We start from the raw sequence: 25,235 nt of genomic DNA, 5'->3' as shown, positions 1-25,235 counted from the left end.
ATGCAGCTTCCGGGCCGGCGCAGCCGGGGCGTGCACACAGCCCGCGGGCCTTCGCCATCGGCGACAATCCGGCCCCTATGAATGCCCTCTTCGAAGACGCCGGGAAGTTCCTCGCCGGCCGCGTGTTGTCGGAAGCCGAGAGCTCGATGCAGGTCGAGCTGGACTCGGGCAAGCGCGTCAAGGTCAAGGCGGCCAATGTGCTGCTGAAGTTCGACAAGCCCGCGCCGGCCGTGCTGATCGCCGAGGGCCAGCGCCTGGCCGAGGAGATCGACCTGGATCTGGCCTGGGAATTCGCGCCCGAGGGCGAGTTCGGCTTCGCCGATCTGGCGCGCGACTACTTCGAGGCCGGCGCCGGCACGAGCCACCAGGCCGCGGCGCTGTTCCGCCTGTTCGGCGCGCCGCACTATTTCCGCCGCATGGGCCGCGGCCAGTTCCGCAAGGCGCCCGAGGAGATCGTGAAGGCCGCCCTGCTCGCGATCGAGAAGAAGGCGCAGCTCGCCGCGCAGATCGAGGGCTGGGCGGCCGAGCTGGTCGCCGGCCAGTGCCCGCAGCCGGTGCGCGAGCAGCTCTACAAGATCCTGTTCAAGCCGGACAAGAACGCGCCGGAATACAAGGCGGTGGTCGACGCCGCGAAGAAGGCCCAGCGCGCGCCGCTGGACCTGCTGGTGGCCGCGGGCGCCATCGACAGCCCCTACCAGTTCCACTGGCGCCGCTTCCTGTTCGAGCAGTTCCCGAAGGGCGCGGGCTTCCCGGCCTCGCTGGTGGCGCCGGAGATCCGCGACGAGCTGCCCCTGGCCGCGGGCGTGCGCGCCTTCTCGATCGACGACTCGGCCACCACCGAGATCGACGACGCGCTCTCGGTGCAGGGCCTGGGCAGCGGCACCATCGTCTTCGGCGTGCACATCGCCGCGCCGGCGCTGGCGATCCAGCCGGACTCGGCCATCGACAAGGTCGCGCGCGACCGCTTCTCCACCGTCTACATGCCGGGCTGGAAGCTGACCATGCTGCCCGACGAGGTGGTGCAGAGCTACACGCTGCAGGAGGGCCGCGACTGCCCGGCCGTGTCGCTCTACGTCACGATGGACGAGGCCACGCTGGAGCTGAAGTCCACCGAGACGAAGCTCGAGCGCGTGCCCATCGTCGCCAACCTGCGCCATGACAAGCTGGATGCGGTCGTGACCGAGGCGGCGCTGAGCGGCGAGGCGCCCGCCGACTTCGACTTCGCGCCCGAGCTGGCCTTCGGCTGGCGGCTGGCCCGGCACCTGAAGGCGCAGCGCGAGGTGGTGCGCGGCAAGCCGGAGAACTTCAACCGGCCCGACTACAACTTCCGCCTGCAGGATGCCGACGGCCAGTCGCCGAGCGCACCGCCCGACGGCCGCGAGACGGTGGTCATCAGCGAGCGCCGCCGCGGCGCGCCGCTCGACACCATCGTCGCCGAGGCGATGATCCTGGCCAACAACACCTGGGGCGGCTGGCTGGCCGAGCTGGGCGTGCCGGGCATCTACCGCAGCCAGGCCAGCATGGCGCCGGGCGTGAAGGTGCGCATGTCGACCAAGGCGCTGCCGCACGCCGGCATGGGCGTGGCGCACTACACCTGGGCGACCTCGCCGCTGCGCCGCTATGTCGACCTGGTCAACCAGTGGCAGATCATCGCCTGCGCGCGCCACGGCCGCACCGCAGCGCTGGCGGCGCACTTCAAGCCCAAGGACACCGCGCTGTTCGCGATCATCTCGGGCTTCGACGCCGCCTACTCGGCCTACAACGGCTTCCAGAACGGCATCGAGCGCTACTGGACGCTGCGCTGGCTGCAGCAGAACGGCGTGACCGAACTCGACTGCGCCGCGATGAAGGACGGCCTGGTGCGCGCCGACACGCTGCCGCTGGTGCTGCGTGCGGTCGGCGCCGACGGCCTGCCGCGCGGCGCGCGGGTGCGGGTGCGCCTGGGCGAGCCGGACCTGCTGACGCTGGAGATCGGCGGCAGCGTGATCGCCCGCCTGGATGATCCGACCCGCGCGGACGACGACGCGGTGATCGAGGACGAGGCCGAGGAAGGCGCCGAGGCCGCCGCCACCGGCCTGGCGCTGGCCATCGACGTGGCCGATGCCGACGCGCCGGCCGCGGCCGACGGCGGCGCCGCACCGGCCGCCTGAGCCCGGCCCTTTCGCCTCCCCCGCCTCCACGCCCCCGCCGATGCAGCGCCTCAAGCAACTCTCGAATCTCCAGATCGCCCTGCTGCTGTCGCTGGGCGTGCATGCCGCCCTGCTGACGCTGCGGGTGGTCGATCCGGAAGCCTTCGACCGCATCCTGCAGGACACCTCGCTCGAGGTGGTGCTGGTCAACGCCAGCTCCGCCGAGGCGCCGACCCAGGCGCAGGTGATCGCGCAGCGCAACCTGGCCGGCGGGGGCGATGCCGAGCAGGGCCGGGCGACCTCGCCGCTGCCGCCCGCCCCCGCCAACCAGGCCGGCGACTCGCTCGACGAGGCCCAGCGCCAGATCGAGCAGATGCAGCTGCAGCAGATGCAGCTGCTGGCGCAGATGAAGCGCGAGCTCGCCCGTCTGGCCACCACCGATCAGGCCCGGCCCTCGGCGCAGGACCAGCCGGCTGCGCGTGCCGAGGAGGAGCGCCGTCGCCAGCTGCTCGACCAGCTCGCGCAGATCGAGAAGCGCATCAACGACGAGAACGCCCGCCCGCGCCGGCGCTATGTCAGCCCCTCGGCGCGCGAGGGCGTGCACGCGATCTACTACGACACGCTGCGCAGCCGCATCGAGGACATCGGCACCCGCAACTTTCCCGAAGACAAGGGCGTCAAGCTCTACGGCGAGCTGAGCATGCTGCTGGAGATCGACAGCCTGGGCCGCGTCGTCGAGGCCGAGATCATCCAGACCTCCGGCAACCGGCTGCTCGACCGCAAGGCGCAGTCGATCGTGCGCGGCGCCGGCCCCTATGGCCACTTCACGCCGCAGATGCGCGCGCAGTTCGACCGGCTGGTCTTCGTCTCGCGCTTCCGCTTCACCCGCGAGCAGGGCCTGCAGGCCACGGTCGAGGAAAACCAGAACGCGCCGCAGGGCCGCTGACGCGCCGCCCCCCCGGCCCGCGCCCCCCCTTTTCATCCAGTCACTCTCACGCCCGCCTGCTGCCATGGACCGCTATGTCGTGATCGGCCACCCGGTGGAGCACAGCCGCTCCCCCGCCATCCACGCCCGCTTCGCTGCCCTGACCGGCCAGACGCTGGTCTACGAGCGCCTGCTCGCGCCGCTCGACGGCTTCACCGCCACGGTGCAGGACTTTGCCGCCGCGGGCGGACGCGGCTGCAACATCACCGTGCCGTTCAAGTTCGAGGCCTGGCAGCTGGCGGCGCGCCGCACGCCGCGCGCCGAGCTGGCGCAGGCCGCCAACACGCTGCGATTCGACGCCGAGGCCGACGGCGGCTGGTGGTGCGACAACACCGACGGCGCCGGCCTGGTGCGAGACATCACGGTGAACGCCGGTGTCGCGCTGGCCGGCCGGCGCGTGCTGCTGATCGGTGCCGGCGGCGCGGCTGCAGGCGTGCTGGGGCCGCTGATCGAGGCGCGGCCGGCCGGCATCGTCATCGCCAACCGCACCGCACAGAAGGCCGAGGCGCTGGCGCTGCGCCATGCCGCGCTGGCGCGCGAGCACGGCGTGGCGCTGCAGATCGCGCCGCTGGAGGCGCCGGGCGAAGCCTTCGACGTGGTCATCAACGGCACCGCCTCCAGCCTGTCGGGCGCGGGCGTGCCGGTGCCGGCCGAGGTGCTGCGCCCGGGCGCGCTGGCGCTGGACATGATGTACGGCGCCGGCGCACGCGGCTTCCTGGCCTGGGCGGCCGAGCACGGCGCCACCGGCCGCGACGGCCTGGGCATGCTGGTCGAGCAGGCGGCGGAAGCCTTCCTGGCCTGGCGCGGCGTGCGGCCCGACACCGCGCCGGTGCTGGCCGAGCTGCGCGCGCTGGTCGACGCGCCGCGCTGAACATCCCGCCCGGAGAGACGCGCGATGTCGGACACCCCTGTCGCGACGCTGTCCTGGCCGGCCCGGCTGGGCCGGCTGCTGGTGCTGGTGCTGCTCGCCGGTCTGGCGCTGCAGCTGTATTTCCTGCTGCGCATCGCGCTGATGACGGTGATCGATCCGGCCTCGACCACCTTCCAGCGCAGCGAGATCTGGCGCCTGGCCACCACGCAGGGCCGCGTCGACTGGGCGCAGGAATGGCGCGACTACGAGGAGCTGGGCCAGCCGATCGCGCGTGCGGTCATCGCCAGCGAGGATGCCGGCTTCGTCGAGCACAGCGGCGTCGAGTGGGACGCGATCGAGAAGGCCTGGGAACGCAACCAGCGCGCCGAGGCGGTGGCCGAGCGCCGCAACGAGCAGCTCGAGCGGCGCCAGCAGCAGGCGCTGGCACGCGGCCGCGCGCCGGCCGAGCCGCCGCCGCGGGTCGAGCCCAAGGTGGTCGGCGGCTCGACCATCACCCAGCAGCTGGCCAAGAACCTCTTCCTGTCGGGCGAGCGCACTGCGGCGCGCAAGGCACAGGAATTCGTCATCACCTTCATGCTCGAGGCGCTGCTGAGCAAGCGGCGCATCCTCGAGATCTACCTGAACCATGTCGAGTGGGGCGAAGGCCTGTTCGGCGCGCAGGCCGCCGCACGCCACTACTTCCGCATCGACGCGCGCCGGCTCGGTGCGATGCAGGCCGCGCGGCTGGCGGTGATGCTGCCCGCGCCCAAGCGCTTCGAGCGCCGGCCCGGCTCGGGCTATCTGACCGGCCGCGCCGGCACCATCGCCGCGCGCATGGGCGCGGTGCAGCCGCCGCGCTGAATTGCCAACCCCTGCGAGGATCGCCAGGATGCCCACGCCACTGACTGCGGAGATCGCCGCCGCCGCCGCCCGCCTCGTCGTCGAGGAGGGGCTGGAGTACGGACCGGCCAAGCGCCGCGCCGCCCGTGACCTCGGCCGCGGCGCGCGGCAGGTCGATCTGCCCGGCAACGACGAGGTCGAGGACGCGGTGCGCGAGTACCTCGACATCTTCTGCGCCGACACCCAGCCGGACGAGCTGCGCGCGCTGCGCGAGCTGGCCGCGGTCTGGATGGAGCGCCTGGCCGTCTTCCGACCGCACCTGACCGGCGCGGTCTGGCGCGGCACCGCCACCCGGCTGTCGGCGCTGCACCTGGAGCTCTACTGCGACGACGGCAAGTCGGCCGAGATCGCGCTGCTCGACCGCGGCGTCGACTTCGACATCGCCAGCACCCGCGGCCCGCAGGGGCGCGACATCGACGTGCTGTCGCTGGCCTCGCGCTGTCCGGCCTTGGGCGAGACGGTGACGGTGTTCCTGTCGGTGCTCGATCATGACGACCTGCGCGGCGCGCTGAAGGCGGACGCACGCGGCATGACCCAGCGCGGCGACCTGGCGGCGCTGCGTCGACTTCTGGACGAGCAGGCGGAGGACGCATGATGCAACGCAGGACCTGGATGCTGCTGGCGGGCGGCACCGCGCTGGTCAGCGCGGGCGCCGGACTCTGGTGGCGATCGACCCGGCAGCCCGCGCCCGGCGCAGCAGCCCCCCCGGAGGACGGCGCCGGCACGCTGTGGTCGATGCAGTTCGACCGGCCCGAAGGCGGCAGCCTGGCGCTGGCCGCGCTGCGCGGTCGCCCGCTGCTGATCAACTTCTGGGCCACCTGGTGCCCGCCCTGCATCAAGGAAATGCCCGAGCTCGACACCTTCGCCAAGGAGCAGGCCGCCCTGGGGCCGGCCGGCTGGCAGGTGATCGGCCTGGCGGTGGACGGACCGACCCCGGTGCGCGAGTTCCTGGCCCGCACGCCGGTGAGCTTTCCGGTCGGTCTGGCCGGCTTCGGCGGCACCGAACTGGCGCGCAGCCTGGGCAACGGCGGCGGCGGCCTGCCCTTCACCGTGGTGCTCGACGCACGCGGCGAGGTGATCCATCGCAAGCTGGGCGCCACCGATCTGAAGGAAATGAAAGACTGGCGTCGTCAGGACGCATCGTCCCCCCGGTCCTGAGCCGGGAGATGGACCCGACGGGTTTCCGGGCACTCGCACCTCGTGGCATCATCGCGCCCCCCCGCGCCATCCGGCCGGTTCCTGCCCGATCGCAAATTCGTTGCATCGCTGATCGACTTGAAACGAAAAGCGCGTAAAGTCGGGGCTTCCTCCAGAAACTCGCGGTATCCATGCATATCGGCAGCCTCCAGAGCTTCCCGTCGGTCCGTTCCGCGCATTCCCGCGGGATGCGGCCCGACCTCAGCGATACCGCGCCGACCCGGGCCGGCCGACGGCCTTTCCACACGGACACGACCTGAACCGGCGCCTGCGCGCGCAGCAGGCCGACCGCCCTGGCGCGGCGCCTGCACGGTCTCCCGTCGTCCACCGCAACCCAAGAATCCCGGAGCCTCCTCCATGGACCTTCGCAAGCTGAAGACCCTGATCGACCTGGTGTCGGAATCCAACGTCTCCGAACTCGAGATCACCGAAGCCGACGGCAAGGTGCGCATCGTCAAGCAGAGCCCGACCCAGGTCGTGGCGATGCCGGCGCCGGTCTATGCCAGCGCGCCCGTGCCGGCCGCGGCTGCAGGCGCTCCCGCCGCCGCGGCCCCGGCCGCCGCTCCGGCCGCCGCCGAAGTGGCCGGCACGGTCGTCAAGTCGCCGATGGTCGGCACCTTCTACCGTGCCTCCAACCCCGGCGCCAAGCCGTTGGCCGATGTCGGCACCGCGGTCAAGAAGGGCCAGGCGCTGTGCATCATCGAGGCGATGAAGATCATGAACGAGATCGAGTCCGAGTTCGACGGCACGATCACGAAGGTGCTGGCCGAGAACGGCCAGGCCGTCGAGTACGGACAGCCGCTGTTCATCATCGAATAACAGGGCCTGCGCCATGTTCAAGAAGATCCTGATCGCCAATCGCGGCGAGATCGCGCTGCGGATCCAGCGCGCCTGCCGCGAGATGGGCATCCAGGCGGTGATCGTCTATTCCGAGGCCGACCGCGACGCCAAGTACGTCAAGCTCGCCGACGAGGCGGTCTGCATCGGACCGCCCCCGTCGCAGAAGAGCTATCTGCACATGCCGGCCATCATCTCGGCGGCGGAAGTGACCGACGCCGAGGCCATCCACCCCGGCTACGGCTTCCTGTCCGAGAACGCCGACTTCGCCGAGCGCGTCGAGAAGAGCGGCTTCGCCTTCATCGGTCCGCGCCCCGAATCGATCCGGCTGATGGGCGACAAGGTCTCGGCCAAGGACGCGATGATCAAGGCCGGCGTGCCCACCGTGCCCGGCTCGGCCAGCGCGCTGCCGGATGATCCGAAGGAGATCATCCGCATGGCGCGCGAGGTCGGCTATCCGGTCATCATCAAGGCCGCTGGCGGCGGCGGCGGTCGTGGCATGCGGGTGGTGCACAGCGAATCGGCGCTGATCCACTCGGTCGAGACGACACGCGCCGAGGCCGGCTCGGCCTTCAACAACCCGGCCGTCTACATGGAGAAGTTCCTCGAGAACCCGCGCCATGTGGAGATCCAGGTGCTGGCCGACCAGCACGGCAATGCCGTCTGGCTGGGCGAGCGCGACTGCTCGATGCAGCGCCGCCACCAGAAGATCATCGAGGAGGCGCCGGCGCCGGGCATCCCGCGCAAGACGATCGAGAAGATCGGCGAGCGCTGCGCCGCCGCCTGCCGCAAGATCGGCTACCGCGGCGCGGGCACCTTCGAGTTCCTGTACGAGAACGGCGAGTTCTACTTCATCGAGATGAACACCCGCGTGCAGGTGGAGCATCCGGTGACCGAGCTGATCACCGGCATCGACATCGTGCAGCAGCAGATCCGCATCGCCGCCGGCGAGCCGCTGCCCTTCACGCAGAAGCAGATCGGCCTGCGCGGTCATGCGATCGAGTGCCGCATCAACGCCGAGGACCCGTACAAGTTCATCCCGTCGCCGGGTCGCATCTCGGTCTGGCACCCGCCGGGCGGCCCCGGCGTGCGGGTGGATTCGCACGCCTACAGCAACTACATGGTGCCGTCGAACTACGACTCGATGATCGGCAAGATCATCGTGCACGGCGACACCCGCGAGCAGGCGATGGCGCGCATGCGCAGCGCGCTCAGCGAGATGCTGGTCGAGGGCATCAACACCAACATCCCGCTGCACCGCCAGCTGATGGCTGACGCCGCCTTCATCGCCGGCGGCACCAACATCCACTACCTCGAAGGCTGGCTGGCCGCACGAAAGGCGGCGCTGTGATGATCGAGCTGGTGCTGCTGGCCCGCGCCGACCAGGTCGACGCGCTGAGCGACGCGCTGACCGACGAACTCGACGCGCTGGCCGTCACCGTCGAGGACGCCGATGCCGACACGCCCGACGAGGCGCCGATCTTCGGCGAGCCGGGCATGCCCGCGACGCTGTCGTCGCAGATCGGCGGCTGGCAGCGCTCGATCGTCAAGGCGCTGTTCACCGACGAGGATGCTGCCACCGAGGCCGCCACGCTGCTGCTGGCGCAGGACGACGACAGCGGCGCGACGCTGTTCGACGATCTGCACATCCACGGCCTGCAGCCGGTGGCCGACCAGGACTGGGTGCGGCTGACGCAGTCACAGTTCGAGCCGGTGCTGATCACCTCGGACTTCTGGATCGTGCCGTCCTGGCACAAGGCGCCGGAAGGCGCCACCCGCGTGATGCGGCTCGATCCCGGCCTGGCCTTCGGCACCGGCACGCATCCGACCACGCGCATGTGCCTGCGCTGGATCGCGCGCCATGCCGACCTGTCGGCGCCATGGCCGCGGGTGCTGGACTACGGCTGCGGCTCGGGCATCCTGGCCATCGGCGCCGGGCTGCACGGCGCGACCGGCATCGACGCGGTCGACATCGATCCGGCGGCGGTCGAGTCCAGCCGCGCCAATGCGGCAGCGAACGGCGTGAGCCTGAACCGGGTCGGCCTGCCCGACCAGGCCGAGGGTCTCTATCCGGTCGTGCTGGCCAACATCCTGGCCGCGCCGCTGAAGCTGCTGGCTCCGCTGCTGAGCCAGCATGTCGCGCCGGGCGGCTCGCTGGTGATGGCCGGTCTGCTCGAGCGCCAGATCGAGGATCTGCAGGCGGCCTACGCCCCCTGGCTCGCGCTGGAAGTGGCAGATCGTGAAGAAGGCTGGGTCCTGCTGAGCGGCCGACGCCCCTGATCCGGGGGCGGATGGCATGATCCGGTCATGAGCCTGGCTACCTCCTGTCCCTCCTGTGGCACCGTCTTCCGCGTCCAGCAGGATCAGCTGAAGACCTCCGAAGGCTGGGTCCGCTGCGGCCAGTGCCAGGAGGTCTTCAACGCGCTCGAAGGCCTGTTCGACCTGGACCGGCGCGAGACCTCGGGCAGCAGCAGCCGCCAGGCGCCCCCGGATCTGGCCCGCCCGACCGCCATGCCCGACCCGAACGATCCGGCCTGGGCCGAAACCCGGCCGGCGATGTTCTCGGGCCGTGACAGGACGCCCCCCTCCGCACCGCCACCGCCCGTGCCGCCTCGGCCGGCTCCGGCGCCGCCGCAGGTGCGCATCAGCACCCGGCAGATGGGCACCTGGGATCCGACTGCGCAGGACTCCGGCCTGTCGATGGCACCGACCCAGCCCGACACCGGTTCCTGGCGGCTGCTGCGCGATCCCGATGATCCGGGCCGACCGCTCTCCGATGCCGACGACAGCCTGCTGATGCCCGCCCCTGCGGAGCCCGAGCCGCGGGAGGATGCCGGCTATCCGGCCACCACGCTGGAATTCCGCTCCGAGGCCTTCAGCGCCTTCGCCAGTGCCCGGCTGGATCAGCACCAGGGACGGCCGGATGTGGATCTGTCGCTGCCGATCAGTGCGGCGCCCGCCGAGCCGATCCGGCCTGCCGAAACGGGCACACCTGTTGCGCCCGCTGCGCCTGTTGCACCCGTTGTGTCCATCGAACCGGCGGAGCCGATGCCGGCCGCACCGCCGCCTGACGACAAGCCCGCGGCCACGCCGGATCCGGAAGCTGCGCCGCAGCCGGCCCCGGAGACGGCCCCGAGCCCTCGGCCTTCGCCGGACCCGTTCGAGAAGACGCTCGACCTGAGCGGCGAGGCGATGCCGCCTGCGCTGTCACGGCAGGGCGAGCAGGAAGAGGCAGAAGCCGCCAGCAGCGCCAACGCCAGCGCAGGCGCAACCGCGGCGGCAACGACCGCGGCCGTGCAGCCGCCATCGCCGCCTGCGGTGCAGGTCGATCCGGAGCCGACGCTGGACTTCATCCGCAAGGCCAACAGCCAGGCTCGCTGGCAGCGCCCGTGGGTGCGTGGCGCTCTGGGCGCCTCGGCGCTGCTGCTGGGGCTGGGACTGCTGGCGCAGATGGGCACGCACTGGCGTGATCTGGCCGGGGCGCGCTGGCCCGCGCTGAGCCCGGTGCTCGAAGCGCTGTGCCAGTGCCGGCTGCAGGCGCCCCGACAGCTCGAGGCGCTGGTGGTGGACAACACCACGCTGAAGCGGCCTCAGGAGAGCGCCGGCTTCCAGCTCGGCGTGACCCTGCGCAACAAGGCGACGCACCGCATCGCCGCGCCGCACATCGAGCTGAGCCTGACCGACACCCGCGGCCAGGTGGTGCTGCGCCGGGTGCTCTCGCCGCAGGAATTCAGGCAGCCTGACATCCTGCAGGCACAGGCCGATGCGACCTGGCTGCTGGACTTCAGCAGCACCGACAGCCGCATCACCGGCTACACGCTCGCGGCGTTCTATCCCTGAGCAGGATCAGGCGCGTGCCTGGGCCAGCAGCGTCGCTGCATCGCTGACCTCGAACTTGCCCGGGCCCTCGATGTTCAGCGTGCGCACCACGCCGTTGTCGACCAGCATCGAGTAGCGCTGCGAGCGCACGCCCAGGCCCTTGGCGGTCAGGTCCAGCACCAGGTCGACCGCACGGGTGAAGTCGGCCGAGCCATCGGCCATCATGCGCACCTTGCCGCCAGCGGCGTTCTCGCGGCCCCAGGCGCCCATCACGAAGGCGTCGTTGACCGACAGGCACCAGATCTCGTCGACACCGGCGGCCTTGAACTCCTCGGCAGCCTGCACATAGCCGGGCAGATGCTGGGCCGAGCAGGTCGGGGTGTAGGCACCGGGCAGCGCGAAGATCGCGATCTTCTTGCCGGCGCAGGCCTTGGCCACGTCGAAGGCGTTCGGTCCGAGCGAGCAGCCGTTGCCCTCGACCTCGATGTATTCGTAGACGGTCGCGGACGGCAGGGGGTCACCGATCTTCAGCATGATGGTCATCTCCAATGAAAAAAACCGACCGCCAGTATCCCAGCGTGCCGGTTCTTGTGTTGACCGGGATCAAAAGACCCCGGAAAACATGCGATAACGATGGATCGCTGCTGATCGTGAAAGATCAGACCAGACGAGCCTTCTCGACCAGGCGGGTCACGACCCAGCTCTTGGTCTTGGAGATCGGACGGCCTTCGGCGATCTCGACCAGATCACCCATCTTGTAGTCGCCGTTTTCGTCGTGCGCATGGTACTTGCGCGAACGGGCGACGATCTTGCCGTACAGCTCGTGCTTGGCGCGACGCTCGACCAGGACGGTGACTGTCTTGGCGCGCTTGTCGCTGACCACGCGACCGACCAGGGTGCGCGTGTTCTTGGTGGCTTGGGCTTCGCTCATTGCGCGGCCTCCTTCTTCTTCTCGGCCAGGATGGTCCGGGCGCGAGCGATGTCGCGGCGGGTCTTGCCGAGCAGGGTGTTGTTGGCCAGTTGCTGAGTGGCCTTCTGCATGCGCAGGCTGAAATGGGCCTTCAGCAGATCGCTGATTTCCTTTTCGAGCGCAGCGACATCCTTGGCGCGGAGTTCAGATGCTTTCATTCAATCTCTCCCGGCTCAGGAACCGAACTGGCGGGTCACGAAGGTGGTGCTCAGCGGCAGCTTGGCAGCAGCCAGCGTGAACGCCTCGCGAGCCAGCTGCTCGGGCACGCCGTTGATCTCGTACAGCACCTTGCCCGGCTGGATCTCGGCGACGTAGTACTCGGGGTTGCCCTTGCCGTTACCCATACGCACTTCGGCCGGCTTCTGCGAGATCGGCTTGTCCGGGAAGATGCGGATGAAGATGCGGCCACCGCGCTTGATGTGGCGGCTGATGGCACGACGGGCGGCTTCGATCTGGCGAGCGGTGATGCGGCCACGCTCGGTGGCCTTCAGTCCGAACTCGCCGAACGACACCTGAGCGCCACGGGTGGCGACGCCGGTGTTGCGGCCCTTTTGTTCCTTGCGGAACTTGCGACGCGAAGGTTGCAACATTCCTTGTTCTCCTTAAGCGGCCGGCGTGCGGACCACGCGCTTGACAGCGCCATCGGCACCGCCCGCGTTCGCACCACCGCCACGGCGGTCACCACGGTCACCATTGCCACGCGGACCACGGCGCTCGCCCGGACGGTCGTTGCGCGGGCCACGGCGGCGGCGGTCGTCTTCCGGACGCTCTTCGCGTGCGGCAGCCGGCAGCTCGCCATTGGCCAGACGGTCACCCTTGTAGACCCAGACCTTGACGCCGATGACGCCGTAGGTGGTCTTGGCTTCGGCGAAGCCGTAGTCGATGTCGGCACGCAGCGTGTGCAGCGGCACGCGACCTTCGCGATACCACTCGGTACGCGCGATTTCGATGCCGTTCAGACGGCCGCCCGACATGATCTTGATGCCCTGGGCACCCAGACGCATGGCGTTCTGCATCGCGCGCTTCATCGCGCGGCGGAACATGATGCGCTTCTCGAGCTGCTGGGTGATCGACTCGGCGATCAGCTGGGCATCGGTTTCCGGCTTGCGCACTTCCTCGATGTTGACGGCCACCGGCACGCCCATCATCTTGGCAAGTTGCACCTTCAGGTTCTCGATGTCCTCGCCCTTCTTGCCGATCACGACGCCCGGACGCGCCGAGAAGATCGTGATGCGGGCGTTCTTGGCGGGGCGCTCGATCAGGATGCGCGAGACAGCGGCGTTCTTGAGCTTCTTCTTCAGGAACTCGCGAACTTCGATGTCTTCGGCCAGCATCACGGCGAACTGGCGGTTGCCAGCGTACCAGCGCGACGACCAGTTGCGGGTGACCGGCAGGCGGAAACCGATCGGATGGATTTTCTGTCCCATGGTTCTCTTTCCTGCCTCAGTTGCCGACGGTCACGTAGATGTGAGCGGTGGGCTTGCTGATGCGGTTGCCGCGGCCCTTGGCACGGGCGGTGAAGCGCTTCAGCGTGGCACCCTGCTCGACATAGATCGAGGTGACGCGCAGCTCGTCGATGTCCGCGCCATCGTTGTGCTCGGCGTTGGCGATCGCGCTTTCCAGCGCCTTCTTGATGATGCCGGCGGCCTTCTTCTGCGTGAACGTCAGGATGTTCAGCGCTTGGTCGACCTTCTTGCCACGGATCATGTCGGCCACCAGGCGACCCTTGTCGCAAGAGAGGCGCACGCCGCGGACGACTGCTTTCGTTTCCATCGTCAGGACTCCTTAGCGCTTGGCCTTCTTGTCCGCGGGGTGACCCTTGAACGTGCGGGTCAGTGCGAACTCGCCGAGCTTGTGGCCGACCATCTGGTCGGTCACGTACACCGGCACATGCTGGCGACCGTTGTGAACGGCGATCGTGATGCCGATGAACTCGGGCAGGATCGTCGAACGACGCGACCAGGTCTTGACGGGCTTCTTGTCCTTCGTGGCAACCGCCTTCTCGACCTTGGCGAGCAGGTGATGGTCGACGAACGGACCCTTCTTCAGCGAACGAGACATGTCGTGCTACCCCTTATTTCTTGCGACGCGACACGATCATGTTCTGCGTGCGCTTGTTGTTGCGGGTACGGTAGCCCTTCGTCAGGGTGTTCCACGGCGAGACAGGTGCCTGGCCTTCGCCGGTGCGACCTTCACCACCACCGTGCGGGTGATCGACCGGGTTCATGGCGGTGCCGCGAACGGTCGGACGGATGCCCTTCCAGCGGATCGCGCCGGCCTTGCCGTACTGACGCAGGTTGTGTTCTTCGTTCGACACGGCGCCGATGGTGGCGCGGCAGTCGATGTGGATCTTGCGGACTTCACCCGAGCGCAGGCGGACCTGGGCGTAGGTGCCTTCGCGAGCCATCAGCGTGACGCTGGCACCGGCCGAACGCGCGATCTGCGCGCCCTTGCCCGGCAGCATCTCGACGCAGTGGATGGTCGAGCCCACGGGGATGTTGCGGATCGGCAGCGTGTTGCCGGCCTTGATCGGCGACTCGGCGCCGCTGATCACGGTCTGGCCCACTTCCAGGCCACGCGGCGCGATGATGTACGAGCGCGCGCCGTCGGCGTAGCACACCAGAGCGATGTGAGCCGTGCGGTTCGGGTCGTACTCGATGCGCTCGACCTTCGCGGGGATGCCATCCTTGTTGCGGACGAAATCGACCACGCGGTAGTGGTGCTTGTGACCACCGCCCTTGTGACGGGTGGTGATGTGGCCGTTGTTGTTGCGGCCGGCATTCTGCTTCTGCGGCTCCAGCAGCGAAGCTTCCGGCTTGCCCTTGTGGAGGTGCTTGTGCACCACCTTCACCACGGCACGGCGGCCAGGCGAAGTCGGTTTGACCTTGACGACAGCCATTACGCGGCCTCCCCGGAGAAGTTGAGTTCCTGGCCTTCCTTCAGGGACACATAGGCCTTGCGCACGTTGTTGCGACGACCCGGACGGCCGCCGAAGCGCTTGGTCTTGCCCTTCTGGTTCAGCACCTGCACCGACGCGACCTGCACGCCGAACATCTGCTCGACAGCGGCCTTGATCTCGGGCTTGGTGGCGTCCTGGAGGACCTTGAACATCACCTGGTTGTGCTTCTCGGCGACGCTGGTGGCCTTTTCCGAGATGATCGGCGCGACGAGCACCTGGGCCAGACGGCCTTCTTCGAACTTCAGTGCGCTCATGCGAACATCTCCTGCAGCTTGTCGATCGCGCCCTTGGTGACGACGACCTTCTTGTAGAAGACCAGCGACAGCGGATCAGCGTAACGCGGCTCGACGACCAGCACGTTGGCCAGGTTGCGGGCGGCCAGGAACAGGTTCTCGTCGACCTGGTCGGCGATGACCATGACGTGTTCCAGGTTCATCGCCTTCAGCTTGGCGGCCAGCAGCTTGGTCTTCGGGGCCTCGACCGACAGCGAGTCGATCACGACCAGACGGCCTTCGCGGGCCAGCTGCGAGAAGATGGCGGCCATGCCGGCGCGGTACATCTTCTTGTTGATCTTGTGCGAGAAGTTCTCGTCCGGGCTGTTCGGGAAGATGCGACCGCCCCCGCGCCACAGCGGCGACGAGGTCATGCCGGCGCGAGCGCGGCCGGTGCCCTTCTGGCGGAACGGCTTCTTGGTCGAGTGGTGAACCTGCTCGCGGTCCTTCTGGGCGCGGGTGCCCTGGCGGGCATTGGCCTGGTAGGCGACGACGATCTGGTGGATCAGCGACTCGTTGTAGTCACGTGCGAACACGGCGTCGGCGGCCTCGACCTTCGACGCGGCCTGACCCTGCTCGTTCAGGAGTTCCAGCTGTGCCATCAGTTGGCTCCCTTCTTGACCTTGACCTTCACGGCCGGGCGCACGGTGACGAAGCCACCCTTGGCACCCGGAACAGCGCCCTTGACCAGCAGCAGCTGGCGAGCCTCGTCGACGCGGACGACGTCGAGGTTCTGGGTGGTGACGGTCTCGTCGCCCATGTGGCCGGTCATCTTCTTGCCCGGGAACACGCGACCCGGATCCTGCGCCATCGAGATGGAGCCCGGGACATTGTGCGAACGGCTGTTGCCGTGCGAGGCGCGCTGCGAACCGAAGTTGTGGCGCTTGATCGTGCCGGCGAAGCCCTTGCCGATCGAGGTGCCTTGCACGTCGACCAGCTGGCCGGCGGCGAACAGCGTGGCCGACAGCGAGGCGCCCGGCTTGTACTCAGCGGCGACTTCCGGCGCGACGCGGAATTCTTCCAGCAGCTCGGCGCCTTCGACACCGGCCTTGGCCAGGTGACCGGCTTCCGGCTTGTTGACGCGCGAAGCCTTTCGGGTACCAAACGCCACTTGCAGGGCGGTGTAGCCGTCGGTTTCCACGGTTTTGACCTGGGCAACGCGGTTGTTGGACACGTCCAGCACGGTCACGGGCACGGTGTCACCGTCGTCCGTGAAGATGCGCATCATGCCCACCTTGCGGCCCAGCAACCCGAGGCGATTGCTAAGACTCATGGTTCTTCTCCAATAACCCGACAGCGATTGGCCGGGCTGACCTGTCTGGCTGCACGCTCAAGTCCCGCCAAAGGCAGGCCTGCTCGCGCAACGGCGAAATGGGGCGCAGGAATCCCAACGCCCGAAAAGCTCGCGAGTATCGCACAGACACCCCTGACCCGCAAGGCATGTGTATGCTAGCCGCATGACGGACCCGCGACATGGACGGACTTCACCTCTGCGCCGAGTGGCATGACTGCGCCGCGACGGCGCTGCTGCGCGATCGCGACACGCTGCGCGAGGCCGGCGTGCGCGCCGCACGCGAGGCGGGCCTGAGCGTCGTCGGCGAGGTCTTCCACGCCTTTCCCGAGCCCGGCGGCGTGACCGGCGTGGTGCTGCTGGCCGAGTCGCACCTGGCGCTGCACACCTGGCCGGAGCTGGCAGCGGTGACGCTCGATGTCTATGTCTGCAACCGCTCGGGCGATCACTCCCGGCAGGCGCGGCAGGTGCTGGCCACGCTGCGGGCGATGCTGAGCCCGGCCCGCGTCGAGGAGCGCGAGATCATGCGCGGCGCGCTCGGTCGGCCACCCGCTGTCCCGCCAGCGAGCCCAGCGTGAAGGCCTCCTCGAAGACCGAGTAGCCCGCCAGATCGCCATGTGCCAGCGCGACCCGGCCCGACAGCCGGGCCAGCGCCTGGTGCGCTGGCGCCGAGCGCGTGCCAGGCAGCGGAATGCGCATCGCATGACCGTGGCGAGCCAGCTCGATGCGGCGCAGCCGGTCGGGCAGGTCAGGGTGCAGCGGCAGCAGGTCGGCCAGCACCCGCTGCGCCCACGGGCGCCAGTCCGCACCCAGCAGCGCCGGCCGCTCGGCCGGGGACAGCGGCAGGTAGGCGGTCAGCACGGTCGGGCCGGCATGCGAGCGCATCGACTGGTGCATCGCGTCGACATAGCCGAGCGAGGCGGTGCCGAAGGCGACGCTGTCCCAGGCGGGCGGCGCGCCGACGCGCTGCAGCAGCGGCGCGTCGAGATGCAGGTTCGCCACCAGCCACGGCGCGTGGCGGGCCTGCGCCGCCGTCTGTCGGAGCGCCTCGGGCGCATCAGGCCACAGCCGCGCCGCGACATGCAGCGGCAGCGCCAGCACCACCCGCCCGGCCCGCCAGGCCTCGAGACGATCGGCTCGCGCATCCCAGACCCGCAGCTGCACGCCCTCGCGCTCCTCGTCCAGCCGCAGCGCGACCCGGCCGGTGTGCAGCCGCCCGGCCGCGAAGGGCGTCGCCAGCCGCCGTGCCAGCCAGGCATTGCCCTCGGGCCAGGTGAGCACGGGCTCACGCTCGGCATCCGCATCGCCCGGCGCATGGAAACCGTGGCGACTGGCGAAATAGTGCAGCCCGGCCCAGGCCGAGACGGTCGCGGCATCGGCGCCGTAGTCGTCGCGGCAGCTGTAGTCGAGGTACCAGCGCAGGGCGGGCTCGTCGAGTCCGTGCGCATCCAGCCAGGCGGCGAAGGTCTGCGACTCCAGCGCGGCCTGCGCGGGCGTCCACGGCGTGCGCAGCGCCGGCATCGAGAAGCCGACCTGCCGCTGCGCCTCGGCGACCCGACGGGCAAAGCTACGGTACTGCGCCAGCAGGCGACTGCCGGGCTCGGCCGGCGGCAGCAGGCCCTCGTGCCATTCGCCGTCGATGAAGAGCCGCTCCTGCGGCGCGTGGCACAGGTGGCGCTCGTCCCAGTGCCAGCGGCCGTGCGCCACCTGCGCCAGGCCGAAGTCCTGCAGCAGCTCGCGCACCTCGGCCGCCGCTGCGCCCGGCACCGGCAGGTAATGCGCGCCGAGCGGACAGTCGAAGCCCGCCAGCCGATGGCCGCGCGAATGACCGCCCGCCTCGTCCTCCAGCTCGATCAGGTGCACGTCGTCGATGCCGGCGCGCTCGATCGCACGCGCCGCCGCCAGCCCGGCGATGCCCGCGCCCACCACCAGCACCGCGGCCCGCCGCGTGAGGGCGGGCGCCGGCAGTGCACCGGACCTGGCGCCGCCGATCTCGCGCAGCCGGTGGCCGCGCGCGGCCGGGTCCGCACCGATCCAGCCGCCGTCCAGCGCCGGCAGCGCGGCGTCGCAGCCGGCCAGACCGGATCCGGCCACCGCAGCCAGCCCGGCCAGCAGCTCGCGGCGCCTCAATGCGGCGCCCCCCATTCCTGCTCGAAGAGCCGCACCAGACGCTGGTCGGACAGGCGGTTCGGCGCCTCTTCGGTGCGCGCCATGTCGGGCGGGAAATGGCGCAGCGTGGCCATCCCCTCGGGCGTCAGGAAACGCAGCCCCGCCGGCAGCACCGTCGGTGCCCGCCACGGCCGCCGGCCGGCGACGATGAAGCCCCACTCGCCGAAGCTCGGCACCAGCGCGTGGTAGGGCATCGTCGTCAGGCCGACCGTCTCCAGCGTCGCCGCCACCGTCCAGAAGCTGCGCCGCGCCACCAGCGGCGAGGTGGTCTGCACCACCATGAAGCCGTCGGCGGCCAGATGCTGGTCGACGATCTGATAGAAGCTCGTCGAGTAGAGCTTGCCGAGCGAGAAGTTGCTCGGATCGGGAAAGTCGATCACCACCACATCCCAGACCGCCCCGGCATCGCGCTGCGACTCCAGCCAGGTGAAGGCGTCGGCATGGACCACCGTGACCTTCGGCGAGCGCAGCGCGGCGGCATTGAGTTCGACCAGCCTCGGCTCGGTCGAGAACAGCCGCGTCATCTGCGGATCCAGCTCGACCAGCGTGACCTGCTCGACCGAGGGATATTTCAGCACCTCGCGCACCGCCAGCCCGTCGCCGCCGCCCAGCACCAGCACCCGGCGCGGCGCGCCGTGCGCGGCCATCGCCGGATGCACCAGCGCCTCGTGGTAGCGGTACTCGTCGCGGGCATGGAACTGCAGGTTGCCGTTGAGGAAGAGCCGGATGCCCGCTCGCCCGCCGGTCACGACGATGCGCTGGTAGTCGCTCGACGAGGCGTGCAGGATGCGGTCGCCGTAGAAGCGGTCCTCGGCCCAGGCGGTCAACCGCTCCGATCCGGCCAGCGCCAGCAGCAGCAGCCCGATCACGCCGGCGCAGGCCAGCGCCAGCAGCCGCACGCGACGCAGCTCGCCCCGGAACAGCCACAGCGCCCACACCGCCACGCCCGCGTTCATCAGCCCGAACACCAGCCCGGTGCGGATCAGCCCCAGATGCGGCACCAGCAGCAGCGGAAACGCCAGCGCCACCGCCAGCGCGCCCAGGTAGTCGAAGGTCAGCACCTGCGACACCAGATCCTTCAGCGCATAGCGCTGGCTGAACTGGCGCTTGAGGATGCGCATCACCAGCGGGATCTCCAGCCCGACCAGCGCGCCCACCAGCAGGACCAGCCCGTACAGCAGCGTGCGAAAGGCGGTGTCGGCGCCGCTCGGCAGCAGGTTGTGCGCGACGAACAGCCCGGCCGGCATCAGCCCGCCGACCAGCCCGACCAGCAGCTCGATGCCGAGGAACTGCGCCACCAGCTGGCGCTCGACGAAGCGGCTCAGCCACGAGCCGATGCCCATCGCGAACAGGTAGGCGCCGATGACGGTGGAGAACTGCAGCACCGAATCGCCGAGCAGATAGCTCGCCAGCGCACCCGCCGCCAGCTCGTAGACCAGCCCGCAGGCGGCGATCAGGAAGACCGAGGCCAGCAGCGTGACCTCGGCGGGCGAGATGCGCGCGTCGGCGCCAGCCGCGGCGCGGGCGTCGGCCGGCACGCTCACCCGTGAATGGCCGCCGCCACGATCTGCCCGATCGCGATGAACATCGCGCCGACGACGATGGCCAGCGCCAGGTTCTTGTGCTCGACGATCTCCTCCCAGAGCTTGTAGGGCGTGAGCTTGTCGATGACGATGAAGCTGATCCACAGCACCGCCACGCCGATGAGGGCGTAGAGGATGGAGCCGAGGATCACGGCGGGCTTGAGCATCTCCATGGGGACTCTCCGGTTGAGCTTACTTGTGGCCGCCGCCCCCGCCACCGCCGCTGCCCCACGATCCGCCGTAGGCGCCGCTGCCGGACGAGGTGCGCTGGCGTGCCAGGCATTGCTGGTATTCGGCGCTGGCCGGGCCGAAGGTGCTGCGGATCTCGTCGCAGCGATCCTCGCTGCAGCGTGCGATCAGCAGCACGACGAACAGGATCAGCAGGATCAGGATGATGACACCGGCGCAGCCCAGGCCGCTGCCCTTGGCGCCGGCCGCCACCGGCGCGGCATCGCGCCGCAGCGCCGCACCGGCCTGCGCGTCCAGCCCGAAGGCCTGGGCCACCGCGCGCGCCTCCAGCGTCTCGCCGGCCGACCAGGTGATCTCGCCGCCGCCGGGGCCGGTGGTCTGCTCGCGGCTCAGGCGCCTGCGGCGGTTCGGGCCCTCGCCTTCGTAGTCGGTGACCTCGACCGGCTCGTCGCGGCGGAGGCGCCAGTAGAACTCGCCGATCACATGGACCGTCTTCGCGCGGTAGTGCCAGCGCCTGGCATGGCGGGCGCCGGCCCAGGTCGCGCGGTCGCCCTGCACCACCGGCACGCCGGTCAGCGGCCGCACCCAGCTCCAGCCCTCCTCGGTGTCGACCAGGAAGACGAAGCCCTCGGTCGGGTGGTAGAGCAGGTACTCGCGCCAGAAGGTCTGCTCGTCGTCGCTGCCCGGCGCGGGCAGGTCGCAGCGCTCCAGGTAGCCGATCACCTGCCAGGGCAGCGGCTGCGGCGTGCCCAGCGCCAGCGTGCCGACCGTGCCCAGCGGGATCTGCGGCTCGGTGACCGCGTTCTGCGCGAAGTGCGCCAGATCGGCACCGACGCCCTGCGACACGTCGACCACCGCACGGCACTGGCCGCAGGTGACCGACCGGGTGCTGTCCAGCCGGATCTCCAGCGAGGCGCCGCAGCTCGGGCAGTCGATGCTGCGGCCGGCCAGCGTCTTCTCGCTGCCCAAGCCGCGCAGGCCGGCGAGCTGCAGCTCCGCCAGCCGCACCGCGCGGCCGACCGACCAGTGCGGCCGCGCCGGCTCGGCATAGTCGAGCGTGCCGACCTCGTCCTGGGCATTGCGCAGGTCGGCGATCACGAAGGCGTGATCCGGCCCGGCGGGCTGCGGCGGGCGCGGCAGCTCGCCTTCGGCGGCATGCACATGGGCCTGCACCACCGAGGCGACCTCCCAGGCGCGTCCGTCGATCAGCGCCTTCTGGCCGGGAAACAGCGTGCCGGCCTGCGGCACGCGGTCGTTCAGGGGCCGGTCCAGCGCCAGCACGTAGGCGCCGTTGTCCTCCGACAGCCAGGCGCTGCGCAGCCCCTGGCCGAGGTCGCTGGCATCGAACAGCGCATGCCACTCGGTCCAGCGGCCGTCGGCATAGGCGTACTGGAGGCGCCCGACCAGCGTGAAGGCCACGCCCTGCCAGCGCCCGGTGACACCAAGCTGCAGCGGCGAGTGGTCGTCGAACAGCTCGGCGCTCTCGCCGATGCGGCGCAGCGCCTCGCCCTCGCGCACCAGCGTCGAGCGGCAGTAGCCGCACACCGCGCTGGCCGAGGCCGCCGAGCGGAACTCGACCGGCGCGCCGCAGTTCGGGCAGGCCGCGCGATAGGCGCGGTAGGTCTCGGCCACCTCAGACCAGCTTCTTCAGCAGCTCGGTCTTCTTGGCGGTGAACTCCTCGTCGGTGAGGATGCCCTTGGCCTTCAGGTCGGCGAGCTTCTCCAGCGTGGCCATGATCTCGTCGGGCTGGAGCGCGACGACCGGCGCGGCCGCCGGCGCCAGGGGGGCCGCAGCGGCGGGCTGAAGCCCTTGCTGCATCGCCTGCGCCATCGTATGCCCCAGCGCCATGCCGGCCCCGAGACCCATCGCGTCGCCGGCGATGCCGCTGCCCTGGCCGGCGTTCTCGGCGAACTTCGGGAGGGCCTGCGCGGCCTGGTACTGCATGAACTGGCCCATGTTCTGACCGATCATGCCCATGCCGATCTTCTGGTCGAGAATCTTCTGCAGCTCCTCCGGCAGCGAGATGTTCTGCAGCGTCACCGTCTCCAGGCTCAGGCCCAGGCGGGCGAACTCGGGCGCCGTGACCTCCTTGAGCCGCGCGGCGAACTCGACCTGGTTGGCCGCCAGATCCAGGAAGGGAATGCCGGACTGCGCCACCGCGTCCGACAGGTGCTGCAGCAGGAAGCCGCGCAGCTGGCCGTCGATCTCGGCGGCGGTGTAGCGCTCGCGCGTGCCCGACACCTCCTTCATGAAGGCGCGCGGATCGACCAGCCGCCACGCGAAGTTGCCGAAGGCGCGCAGCCGCACCGCGCCGAAGTCCCGGTCGCGGATCGTCACCGGCTGCTGCGTGCCCCAGCGCTGATCGACCTGCTGGCGGGTGCTGAAGAAATAGAGATCGCTCTTGAAGGGCGAGGCAAAGAGCTTGTCCCAGTGCTTCAGGTTGGTCAGCAGCGGCAGCGTCTGCGTCGTCAGCCGGTGCAGGCCGGGGCCGAAGACATCGGCCACCTGGCCCTCGTTGACGAAGACCGCCATCTGCGACTCGCGCACCGTGAGCGACGCGCCGTTCTGGATCTCGTTGTCGGCCATCGGGAAGCGCCAGGCCAGCGTGCCGTCGCCGGTCTCGGTCCACTCCAGGACATCGATGAACTGCTTGCGGATGAAATCGAACAGCGACATGGCGCACTCCGGACGGACAGGGGGAGAGGTTCTGATCAGGATCATACGCAGCCAACAGGAAATTCATCGTTTGCGGCCGGTGCGCGCGCTATAAAGTGAAAAACCTGAGCCTGCATCAGGGAGGGAGCGATCCATGACGGAACCGGACATCGGCCAGTCTTCGCGCGTGCTGCCGCTGCGCTTCACCGCCTCGGGCAGCGAGTACTTCCGCATCTGGGTGGTCAACCTGCTGCTGACCGTGGTGACGCTGGGGCTCTATCTGCCCTTCGCCCGGGCCCGGCAGCTGCGCTACTTCCACGAGAACACGCTGATCGACGGCGCGCCGCTGGCCTTTCACGGCGACCCGTGGAAGATGCTGCGCGGCTATCTGATCGTCGGCGCGGCCCTGCTGATCTATCTGGTGGGCAGCCAGTTCGCGCCGCTGCTGGCGGTCGGCGCCGCGCTGCTGGGCACGCTGGCCTGGCCCTGGCTGCTGTGCTCGGCGCTGCGCTTCCGGCTCGGCCAGACCAGCTGGCGCGGGCTGCGCTTCGGCTTTGTCGGCACGGTCGCCGAGGCCTACCGGGTCTTCCTGCCGCTGATCGTGCTGCTGGGCACGGTGCTGGCGCTGAGCCCGATCCTGGCGCCGGACGCCCCGGCGGAGGGCGAGCTGACCGCCCCGCCGGTCTGGCTGATCGGCCTCTTCCTGACGGCGATGCTCGGCCTCTATGCCTGCGGCCCCTGGATCCTGCTGCGGCTGATGCGCTACCGCCTCGACCACTGCACCTTCGCCGGCGAGCAGAGCCGGCTGGAGGGCGTGCGGGTGCGCGACCTCTGGAAGCTCGGCGCCAAGTCGATGCTGCTGATGATCGCCGCCGGCCTGGGCATCGGGCTGCTCAGCATGGCGGTGTCGATGGTGCTGCCGCCGGCGATGTTCGTGCTCGGACCGCTGGCCTATCTGGCGCTGGTCACGCTGATGATGGCCTATTCCGGCGCCCGGATGCAGAACCTGCTCTGGAACCATGTGCGCAGCCGGCATCTGAGCTTCGCCAGCCAGCTCTCGTTCAGCGCGCTGTGGGGCCTGCTGCTGAAGAACGCGATGCTGACCGGCCTGACGCTGGGCCTGTACTGGCCGTTCGCCGCGGTGGCGGCCGCACGCATGAAGCTCGAGGCGATGTCGATCACCACCGACTGCCCGGTCGAGCATTTCCTCGGCACGCCGGCGACCCGCGAGCCCGGCGCCATCGGCGAGGCCGCCGACGACCTGCTGGGGATCGATGTCGCCTTCTGAGCGCCCGCTGGCCGCGCCGGTCGCGCATTTCGACGGCCGCAGCGCGGCCGCCCGGTCGGTCAGCCTGGTGCTGGTGCAGGCCCCGGACGGCCTGCGCCTGCGCATTCTCGACAGCAGCAGCGGCCAGCTCATCGGCGAGCATGCGGCCGACCGCCTGGACTGGCCCGAACACCAGCGCCACGGCCCTCGGCTGCTGCACCTGCCCGACGGCGGCCAGCTGCACTGCCACCAGGGCGCCGCCTGGGACCGGTGGGCGCTGCAGCGCCCGGGCGGTCGGCCATGGATCGAGCGGCTGCAGCAGAGCTGGCGCGCCACCGCCCTGGCGCTGCTGGCCTGCGTGCTGGCGCTCGGGCTGATGCATGCGCTGGGCCTGCCGCTGCTGGCGCGCGGCGTGCTGGTGCTGCTGCCGGAATCGGTCGATGCCTCGATCGGCCAGGCGACGCTGGCCGAGATCGACCAGCACTGGTGCGAGCCCAGCCGCCTGCCGGACACCACTGCGCAGCGGCTCGGCGAGGCGCTGACCCGGGCGCAGCAGCAGCGCGCCGATCAGGGCGGACCTGCGCCGGTGCCGGTGCAGGTGCGGCTGTGCCGCAGCCGCGAGCAGGCCGAACTCGGCCCGAACGCGCTGGCCCTGCCCGGAGGCACGATCCTGGTGACCGATGCGCTGGTCGAGCTGCTGCACGACCGCGAGGATGTGCTGCTGGGCGTGCTCGCGCACGAGGCGGGCCATGTGCGCCACCGCCACGGCATGCGGCTGCTGGTGCAGGCCACGCTGCTGGGCGCGGCCAGCAGCGTGCTCTTCGGCGACTTCGGCAGCCTGGCGGGCCAGATCCCGCTGCTGCTGGGCCAGCTGGCCTACTCGCGCGAGGCCGAGCGCGAGGCCGACGACGAGGCCATCGTGCTGCTGCGCGCCGCCGGTCTGTCGCCGGCCGTCATGGTCACGCTGTTCGAGCGCCTGGCCGGCCCGGACGGCACGGGCCGCGACAACGCGCCGCCGATCGCGCTGGCCAGCCATCCGGCCGATGCCGAGCGCATCGCCCGCTTCCAGCAGGCCGCGGACGCGCGCTGATGCGCGCTGCAGCACGCCGGCGAACGCTTTTCGACGCTCCGGCCTTCAGGTTCCCACCAGACCCGCTGCGGA

29 protein-coding genes are annotated in these 25,235 nt (G+C 70.1%); 13 read left to right on the top strand and 16 right to left on the bottom strand.

Going from position 1 to position 25,235, the window contains the following annotated elements:
• Window positions 1–77 precede the first annotated feature (77 nt).
• The 10 genes from HZU84_RS03510 to HZU84_RS03465 all read left to right on the top strand — a co-directional run bounded on the left by HZU84_RS03510 (window position 78) and on the right by HZU84_RS03465 (window position 10,738).
• Window positions 78–2,150: an RNB domain-containing ribonuclease gene (locus HZU84_RS03510; protein WP_149502335.1), complete on the top strand. Its 2,073-nt coding sequence runs from the start codon at window positions 78–80 to the stop codon at window positions 2,148–2,150.
• A gap of 40 nt (window positions 2,151–2,190) precedes the next feature.
• Entirely contained in the window at window positions 2,191–3,075 is an 885-nt protein-coding gene (locus tag HZU84_RS03505; RefSeq protein WP_149502334.1) for an energy transducer TonB, read from the top strand.
• A gap of 64 nt (window positions 3,076–3,139) precedes the next feature.
• Window positions 3,140–3,985, top strand: coding sequence for a shikimate dehydrogenase (aroE, locus tag HZU84_RS03500; RefSeq protein WP_149502333.1), 846 nt, complete (start codon window positions 3,140–3,142; stop codon window positions 3,983–3,985).
• 24 nt (window positions 3,986–4,009) lie between these two features.
• Entirely contained in the window at window positions 4,010–4,825 is an 816-nt protein-coding gene (locus HZU84_RS03495) for a transglycosylase domain-containing protein (protein WP_149502332.1), read from the top strand.
• 28 nt (window positions 4,826–4,853) lie between these two features.
• Window positions 4,854–5,459 carry a hypothetical protein gene (locus HZU84_RS03490; RefSeq protein WP_149502331.1) on the top strand — a complete coding sequence of 202 codons (606 nt, stop codon included), beginning with the start codon at window positions 4,854–4,856 and terminating at the stop codon, window positions 5,457–5,459.
• Entirely contained in the window at window positions 5,459–6,022 is a 564-nt protein-coding gene (locus HZU84_RS03485; protein WP_375139017.1) for a TlpA family protein disulfide reductase, read from the top strand. The genes HZU84_RS03490 and HZU84_RS03485 overlap by 1 nt, the downstream gene beginning before the upstream one ends.
• Before the next feature lie 396 nt (window positions 6,023–6,418).
• A complete protein-coding gene (gene accB, locus HZU84_RS03480; protein WP_149502329.1) occupies window positions 6,419–6,880 on the top strand; it encodes an acetyl-CoA carboxylase biotin carboxyl carrier protein in 462 nt (153 codons plus the stop codon).
• A 13-nt stretch (window positions 6,881–6,893) separates the two neighbouring features.
• Window positions 6,894–8,249, top strand: a complete 1,356-nt coding sequence (accC, locus tag HZU84_RS03475) for an acetyl-CoA carboxylase biotin carboxylase subunit (RefSeq protein ID WP_149502328.1) — start codon at window positions 6,894–6,896, stop codon at window positions 8,247–8,249.
• Window positions 8,249–9,178, top strand: a complete 930-nt coding sequence (prmA, locus tag HZU84_RS03470) for a 50S ribosomal protein L11 methyltransferase (RefSeq protein ID WP_037480923.1) — start codon at window positions 8,249–8,251, stop codon at window positions 9,176–9,178. Before accC ends, prmA begins: the two co-directional genes overlap by 1 nt.
• A gap of 27 nt (window positions 9,179–9,205) precedes the next feature.
• The gene (locus HZU84_RS03465) at window positions 9,206–10,738 is read left to right on the top strand and encodes a zinc-ribbon and DUF3426 domain-containing protein (RefSeq protein ID WP_149502327.1); all 1,533 of its coding nucleotides are present in this window, start codon (window positions 9,206–9,208) and stop codon (window positions 10,736–10,738) included.
• Window positions 10,739–10,744: 6 nt separating this feature from the next.
• On the opposite strand, the gene HZU84_RS03460 is transcribed toward HZU84_RS03465, so the two are convergent.
• From HZU84_RS03460 to rplC, 11 genes are all read right to left on the bottom strand, one after another.
• A complete protein-coding gene (locus HZU84_RS03460) occupies window positions 10,745–11,251 on the bottom strand; it encodes a peroxiredoxin (RefSeq protein WP_149502326.1) in 507 nt (168 codons plus the stop codon).
• A 124-nt stretch (window positions 11,252–11,375) separates the two neighbouring features.
• Window positions 11,376–11,648, bottom strand: coding sequence for a 30S ribosomal protein S17 (gene rpsQ / locus HZU84_RS03455; protein WP_037480918.1), 273 nt, complete (start codon window positions 11,646–11,648; stop codon window positions 11,376–11,378).
• Window positions 11,645–11,845: a 50S ribosomal protein L29 gene (gene rpmC, locus HZU84_RS03450; RefSeq protein WP_037480916.1), complete on the bottom strand. Its 201-nt coding sequence runs from the start codon at window positions 11,843–11,845 to the stop codon at window positions 11,645–11,647. The genes rpsQ and rpmC overlap by 4 nt, the downstream gene beginning before the upstream one ends.
• A gap of 15 nt (window positions 11,846–11,860) precedes the next feature.
• The gene (rplP, locus tag HZU84_RS03445) at window positions 11,861–12,277 is read right to left on the bottom strand and encodes a 50S ribosomal protein L16 (protein ID WP_149502325.1); all 417 of its coding nucleotides are present in this window, start codon (window positions 12,275–12,277) and stop codon (window positions 11,861–11,863) included.
• Window positions 12,278–12,289: 12 nt separating this feature from the next.
• Window positions 12,290–13,114 (bottom strand): 30S ribosomal protein S3, encoded by an 825-nt coding sequence (gene rpsC, locus HZU84_RS03440; protein WP_037480912.1) that lies wholly within the window; start codon window positions 13,112–13,114, stop codon window positions 12,290–12,292.
• A 16-nt stretch (window positions 13,115–13,130) separates the two neighbouring features.
• Window positions 13,131–13,460 (bottom strand): 50S ribosomal protein L22, encoded by a 330-nt coding sequence (gene rplV, locus HZU84_RS03435; RefSeq protein WP_037480910.1) that lies wholly within the window; start codon window positions 13,458–13,460, stop codon window positions 13,131–13,133.
• A gap of 12 nt (window positions 13,461–13,472) precedes the next feature.
• Window positions 13,473–13,748 carry a 30S ribosomal protein S19 gene (gene rpsS / locus HZU84_RS03430; protein ID WP_037480908.1) on the bottom strand — a complete coding sequence of 92 codons (276 nt, stop codon included), beginning with the start codon at window positions 13,746–13,748 and terminating at the stop codon, window positions 13,473–13,475.
• 13 nt (window positions 13,749–13,761) lie between these two features.
• Window positions 13,762–14,586: a 50S ribosomal protein L2 gene (gene rplB / locus HZU84_RS03425; RefSeq protein WP_037480907.1), complete on the bottom strand. Its 825-nt coding sequence runs from the start codon at window positions 14,584–14,586 to the stop codon at window positions 13,762–13,764.
• Window positions 14,586–14,900, bottom strand: coding sequence for a 50S ribosomal protein L23 (gene rplW / locus HZU84_RS03420; RefSeq protein ID WP_037480905.1), 315 nt, complete (start codon window positions 14,898–14,900; stop codon window positions 14,586–14,588). Before rplW ends, rplB begins: the two co-directional genes overlap by 1 nt.
• A complete protein-coding gene (rplD, locus tag HZU84_RS03415; protein WP_037480903.1) occupies window positions 14,897–15,520 on the bottom strand; it encodes a 50S ribosomal protein L4 in 624 nt (207 codons plus the stop codon). The genes rplW and rplD overlap by 4 nt, the downstream gene beginning before the upstream one ends.
• Window positions 15,520–16,191 (bottom strand): 50S ribosomal protein L3, encoded by a 672-nt coding sequence (gene rplC, locus HZU84_RS03410; protein WP_149502324.1) that lies wholly within the window; start codon window positions 16,189–16,191, stop codon window positions 15,520–15,522. Before rplC ends, rplD begins: the two co-directional genes overlap by 1 nt.
• Window positions 16,192–16,391: 200 nt before the next feature.
• Between rplC and speD the strand changes: the two genes are divergently transcribed.
• A complete protein-coding gene (gene speD / locus HZU84_RS03405; RefSeq protein WP_149502323.1) occupies window positions 16,392–16,787 on the top strand; it encodes an adenosylmethionine decarboxylase in 396 nt (131 codons plus the stop codon).
• On the opposite strand, the gene HZU84_RS03400 is transcribed toward speD, so the two are convergent.
• The 5 genes from HZU84_RS03400 to HZU84_RS03380 are packed head-to-tail and all read right to left on the bottom strand — an operon-like array spanning window position 16,732 to window position 22,827.
• Window positions 16,732–18,354 (bottom strand): FAD-dependent oxidoreductase, encoded by a 1,623-nt coding sequence (locus tag HZU84_RS03400; protein WP_149502322.1) that lies wholly within the window; start codon window positions 18,352–18,354, stop codon window positions 16,732–16,734. The two genes, speD and HZU84_RS03400, sit on opposite strands and share 56 nt — an antisense overlap.
• On the bottom strand, window positions 18,336–19,922 hold the full coding sequence (locus tag HZU84_RS03395) for a polyamine aminopropyltransferase (protein ID WP_375139016.1): 1,587 nt from the start codon (window positions 19,920–19,922) through the stop codon (window positions 18,336–18,338). Before HZU84_RS03395 ends, HZU84_RS03400 begins: the two co-directional genes overlap by 19 nt.
• Window positions 19,919–20,134 (bottom strand): DUF350 domain-containing protein, encoded by a 216-nt coding sequence (locus tag HZU84_RS03390; protein ID WP_149502321.1) that lies wholly within the window; start codon window positions 20,132–20,134, stop codon window positions 19,919–19,921. Before HZU84_RS03390 ends, HZU84_RS03395 begins: the two co-directional genes overlap by 4 nt.
• Window positions 20,135–20,153: 19 nt before the next feature.
• Window positions 20,154–21,782 carry a DUF4178 domain-containing protein gene (locus HZU84_RS03385; RefSeq protein ID WP_149502320.1) on the bottom strand — a complete coding sequence of 543 codons (1,629 nt, stop codon included), beginning with the start codon at window positions 21,780–21,782 and terminating at the stop codon, window positions 20,154–20,156.
• Window position 21,783: 1 nt separating this feature from the next.
• Window positions 21,784–22,827 (bottom strand): SPFH domain-containing protein, encoded by a 1,044-nt coding sequence (locus HZU84_RS03380; protein ID WP_149502319.1) that lies wholly within the window; start codon window positions 22,825–22,827, stop codon window positions 21,784–21,786.
• Between the two features lie 133 nt (window positions 22,828–22,960).
• Between HZU84_RS03380 and HZU84_RS03375 the strand changes: the two genes are divergently transcribed.
• Window positions 22,961–24,094, top strand: coding sequence for a YjgN family protein (locus tag HZU84_RS03375; protein WP_149502318.1), 1,134 nt, complete (start codon window positions 22,961–22,963; stop codon window positions 24,092–24,094).
• Window positions 24,081–25,163, top strand: coding sequence for a M48 family metallopeptidase (locus tag HZU84_RS03370; protein WP_149502317.1), 1,083 nt, complete (start codon window positions 24,081–24,083; stop codon window positions 25,161–25,163). The genes HZU84_RS03375 and HZU84_RS03370 overlap by 14 nt, the downstream gene beginning before the upstream one ends.
• Window positions 25,164–25,235 lie beyond the last annotated feature (72 nt).

Source organism: Sphaerotilus sulfidivorans (assembly GCF_013426975.1).
GTDB lineage: Bacteria > Pseudomonadota > Gammaproteobacteria > Burkholderiales > Burkholderiaceae_C > Sphaerotilus > Sphaerotilus sulfidivorans.
This window is presented reverse-complemented; position numbering and strand designations above follow the sequence as displayed.

What these genes read in the sequence shown, in the direction of transcription:
- HZU84_RS03370 (WP_149502317.1), top strand. Translation starts at nt 24,081, where the DNA reads ATGTCGCCTTCTGAGCGCCCGCTGGCCGCGCCGGTCGCGCATTTCGAC.
- HZU84_RS03380 (WP_149502319.1), bottom strand. Translation starts at nt 22,827, where the DNA reads ATGTCGCTGTTCGATTTCATCCGCAAGCAGTTCATCGATGTCCTGGAG.
- rpsC (WP_037480912.1), bottom strand. Translation starts at nt 13,114, where the DNA reads ATGGGACAGAAAATCCATCCGATCGGTTTCCGCCTGCCGGTCACCCGC.
- rplW (WP_037480905.1), bottom strand. Translation starts at nt 14,900, where the DNA reads ATGAGCGCACTGAAGTTCGAAGAAGGCCGTCTGGCCCAGGTGCTCGTC.
- HZU84_RS03495 (WP_149502332.1), top strand. Translation starts at nt 4,010, where the DNA reads ATGTCGGACACCCCTGTCGCGACGCTGTCCTGGCCGGCCCGGCTGGGC.
- HZU84_RS03465 (WP_149502327.1), top strand. Translation starts at nt 9,206, where the DNA reads ATGAGCCTGGCTACCTCCTGTCCCTCCTGTGGCACCGTCTTCCGCGTC.
- rplB (WP_037480907.1), bottom strand. Translation starts at nt 14,586, where the DNA reads ATGGCTGTCGTCAAGGTCAAACCGACTTCGCCTGGCCGCCGTGCCGTG.
- HZU84_RS03505 (WP_149502334.1), top strand. Translation starts at nt 2,191, where the DNA reads ATGCAGCGCCTCAAGCAACTCTCGAATCTCCAGATCGCCCTGCTGCTG.
- HZU84_RS03510 (WP_149502335.1), top strand. Translation starts at nt 78, where the DNA reads ATGAATGCCCTCTTCGAAGACGCCGGGAAGTTCCTCGCCGGCCGCGTG.
- HZU84_RS03460 (WP_149502326.1), bottom strand. Translation starts at nt 11,251, where the DNA reads ATGCTGAAGATCGGTGACCCCCTGCCGTCCGCGACCGTCTACGAATAC.
- rpsQ (WP_037480918.1), bottom strand. Translation starts at nt 11,648, where the DNA reads ATGAGCGAAGCCCAAGCCACCAAGAACACGCGCACCCTGGTCGGTCGC.
- rpmC (WP_037480916.1), bottom strand. Translation starts at nt 11,845, where the DNA reads ATGAAAGCATCTGAACTCCGCGCCAAGGATGTCGCTGCGCTCGAAAAG.
- rpsS (WP_037480908.1), bottom strand. Translation starts at nt 13,748, where the DNA reads ATGTCTCGTTCGCTGAAGAAGGGTCCGTTCGTCGACCATCACCTGCTC.
- rplD (WP_037480903.1), bottom strand. Translation starts at nt 15,520, where the DNA reads ATGGCACAGCTGGAACTCCTGAACGAGCAGGGTCAGGCCGCGTCGAAG.
- HZU84_RS03490 (WP_149502331.1), top strand. Translation starts at nt 4,854, where the DNA reads ATGCCCACGCCACTGACTGCGGAGATCGCCGCCGCCGCCGCCCGCCTC.
- rplV (WP_037480910.1), bottom strand. Translation starts at nt 13,460, where the DNA reads ATGGAAACGAAAGCAGTCGTCCGCGGCGTGCGCCTCTCTTGCGACAAG.
- accB (WP_149502329.1), top strand. Translation starts at nt 6,419, where the DNA reads ATGGACCTTCGCAAGCTGAAGACCCTGATCGACCTGGTGTCGGAATCC.
- speD (WP_149502323.1), top strand. Translation starts at nt 16,392, where the DNA reads ATGGACGGACTTCACCTCTGCGCCGAGTGGCATGACTGCGCCGCGACG.
- aroE (WP_149502333.1), top strand. Translation starts at nt 3,140, where the DNA reads ATGGACCGCTATGTCGTGATCGGCCACCCGGTGGAGCACAGCCGCTCC.
- HZU84_RS03375 (WP_149502318.1), top strand. Translation starts at nt 22,961, where the DNA reads ATGACGGAACCGGACATCGGCCAGTCTTCGCGCGTGCTGCCGCTGCGC.
- prmA (WP_037480923.1), top strand. Translation starts at nt 8,249, where the DNA reads ATGATCGAGCTGGTGCTGCTGGCCCGCGCCGACCAGGTCGACGCGCTG.
- rplC (WP_149502324.1), bottom strand. Translation starts at nt 16,191, where the DNA reads ATGAGTCTTAGCAATCGCCTCGGGTTGCTGGGCCGCAAGGTGGGCATG.
- HZU84_RS03400 (WP_149502322.1), bottom strand. Translation starts at nt 18,354, where the DNA reads ATGGGGGGCGCCGCATTGAGGCGCCGCGAGCTGCTGGCCGGGCTGGCT.
- accC (WP_149502328.1), top strand. Translation starts at nt 6,894, where the DNA reads ATGTTCAAGAAGATCCTGATCGCCAATCGCGGCGAGATCGCGCTGCGG.
- HZU84_RS03390 (WP_149502321.1), bottom strand. Translation starts at nt 20,134, where the DNA reads ATGGAGATGCTCAAGCCCGCCGTGATCCTCGGCTCCATCCTCTACGCC.
- rplP (WP_149502325.1), bottom strand. Translation starts at nt 12,277, where the DNA reads ATGTTGCAACCTTCGCGTCGCAAGTTCCGCAAGGAACAAAAGGGCCGC.
- HZU84_RS03485 (WP_375139017.1), top strand. Translation starts at nt 5,459, where the DNA reads ATGCAACGCAGGACCTGGATGCTGCTGGCGGGCGGCACCGCGCTGGTC.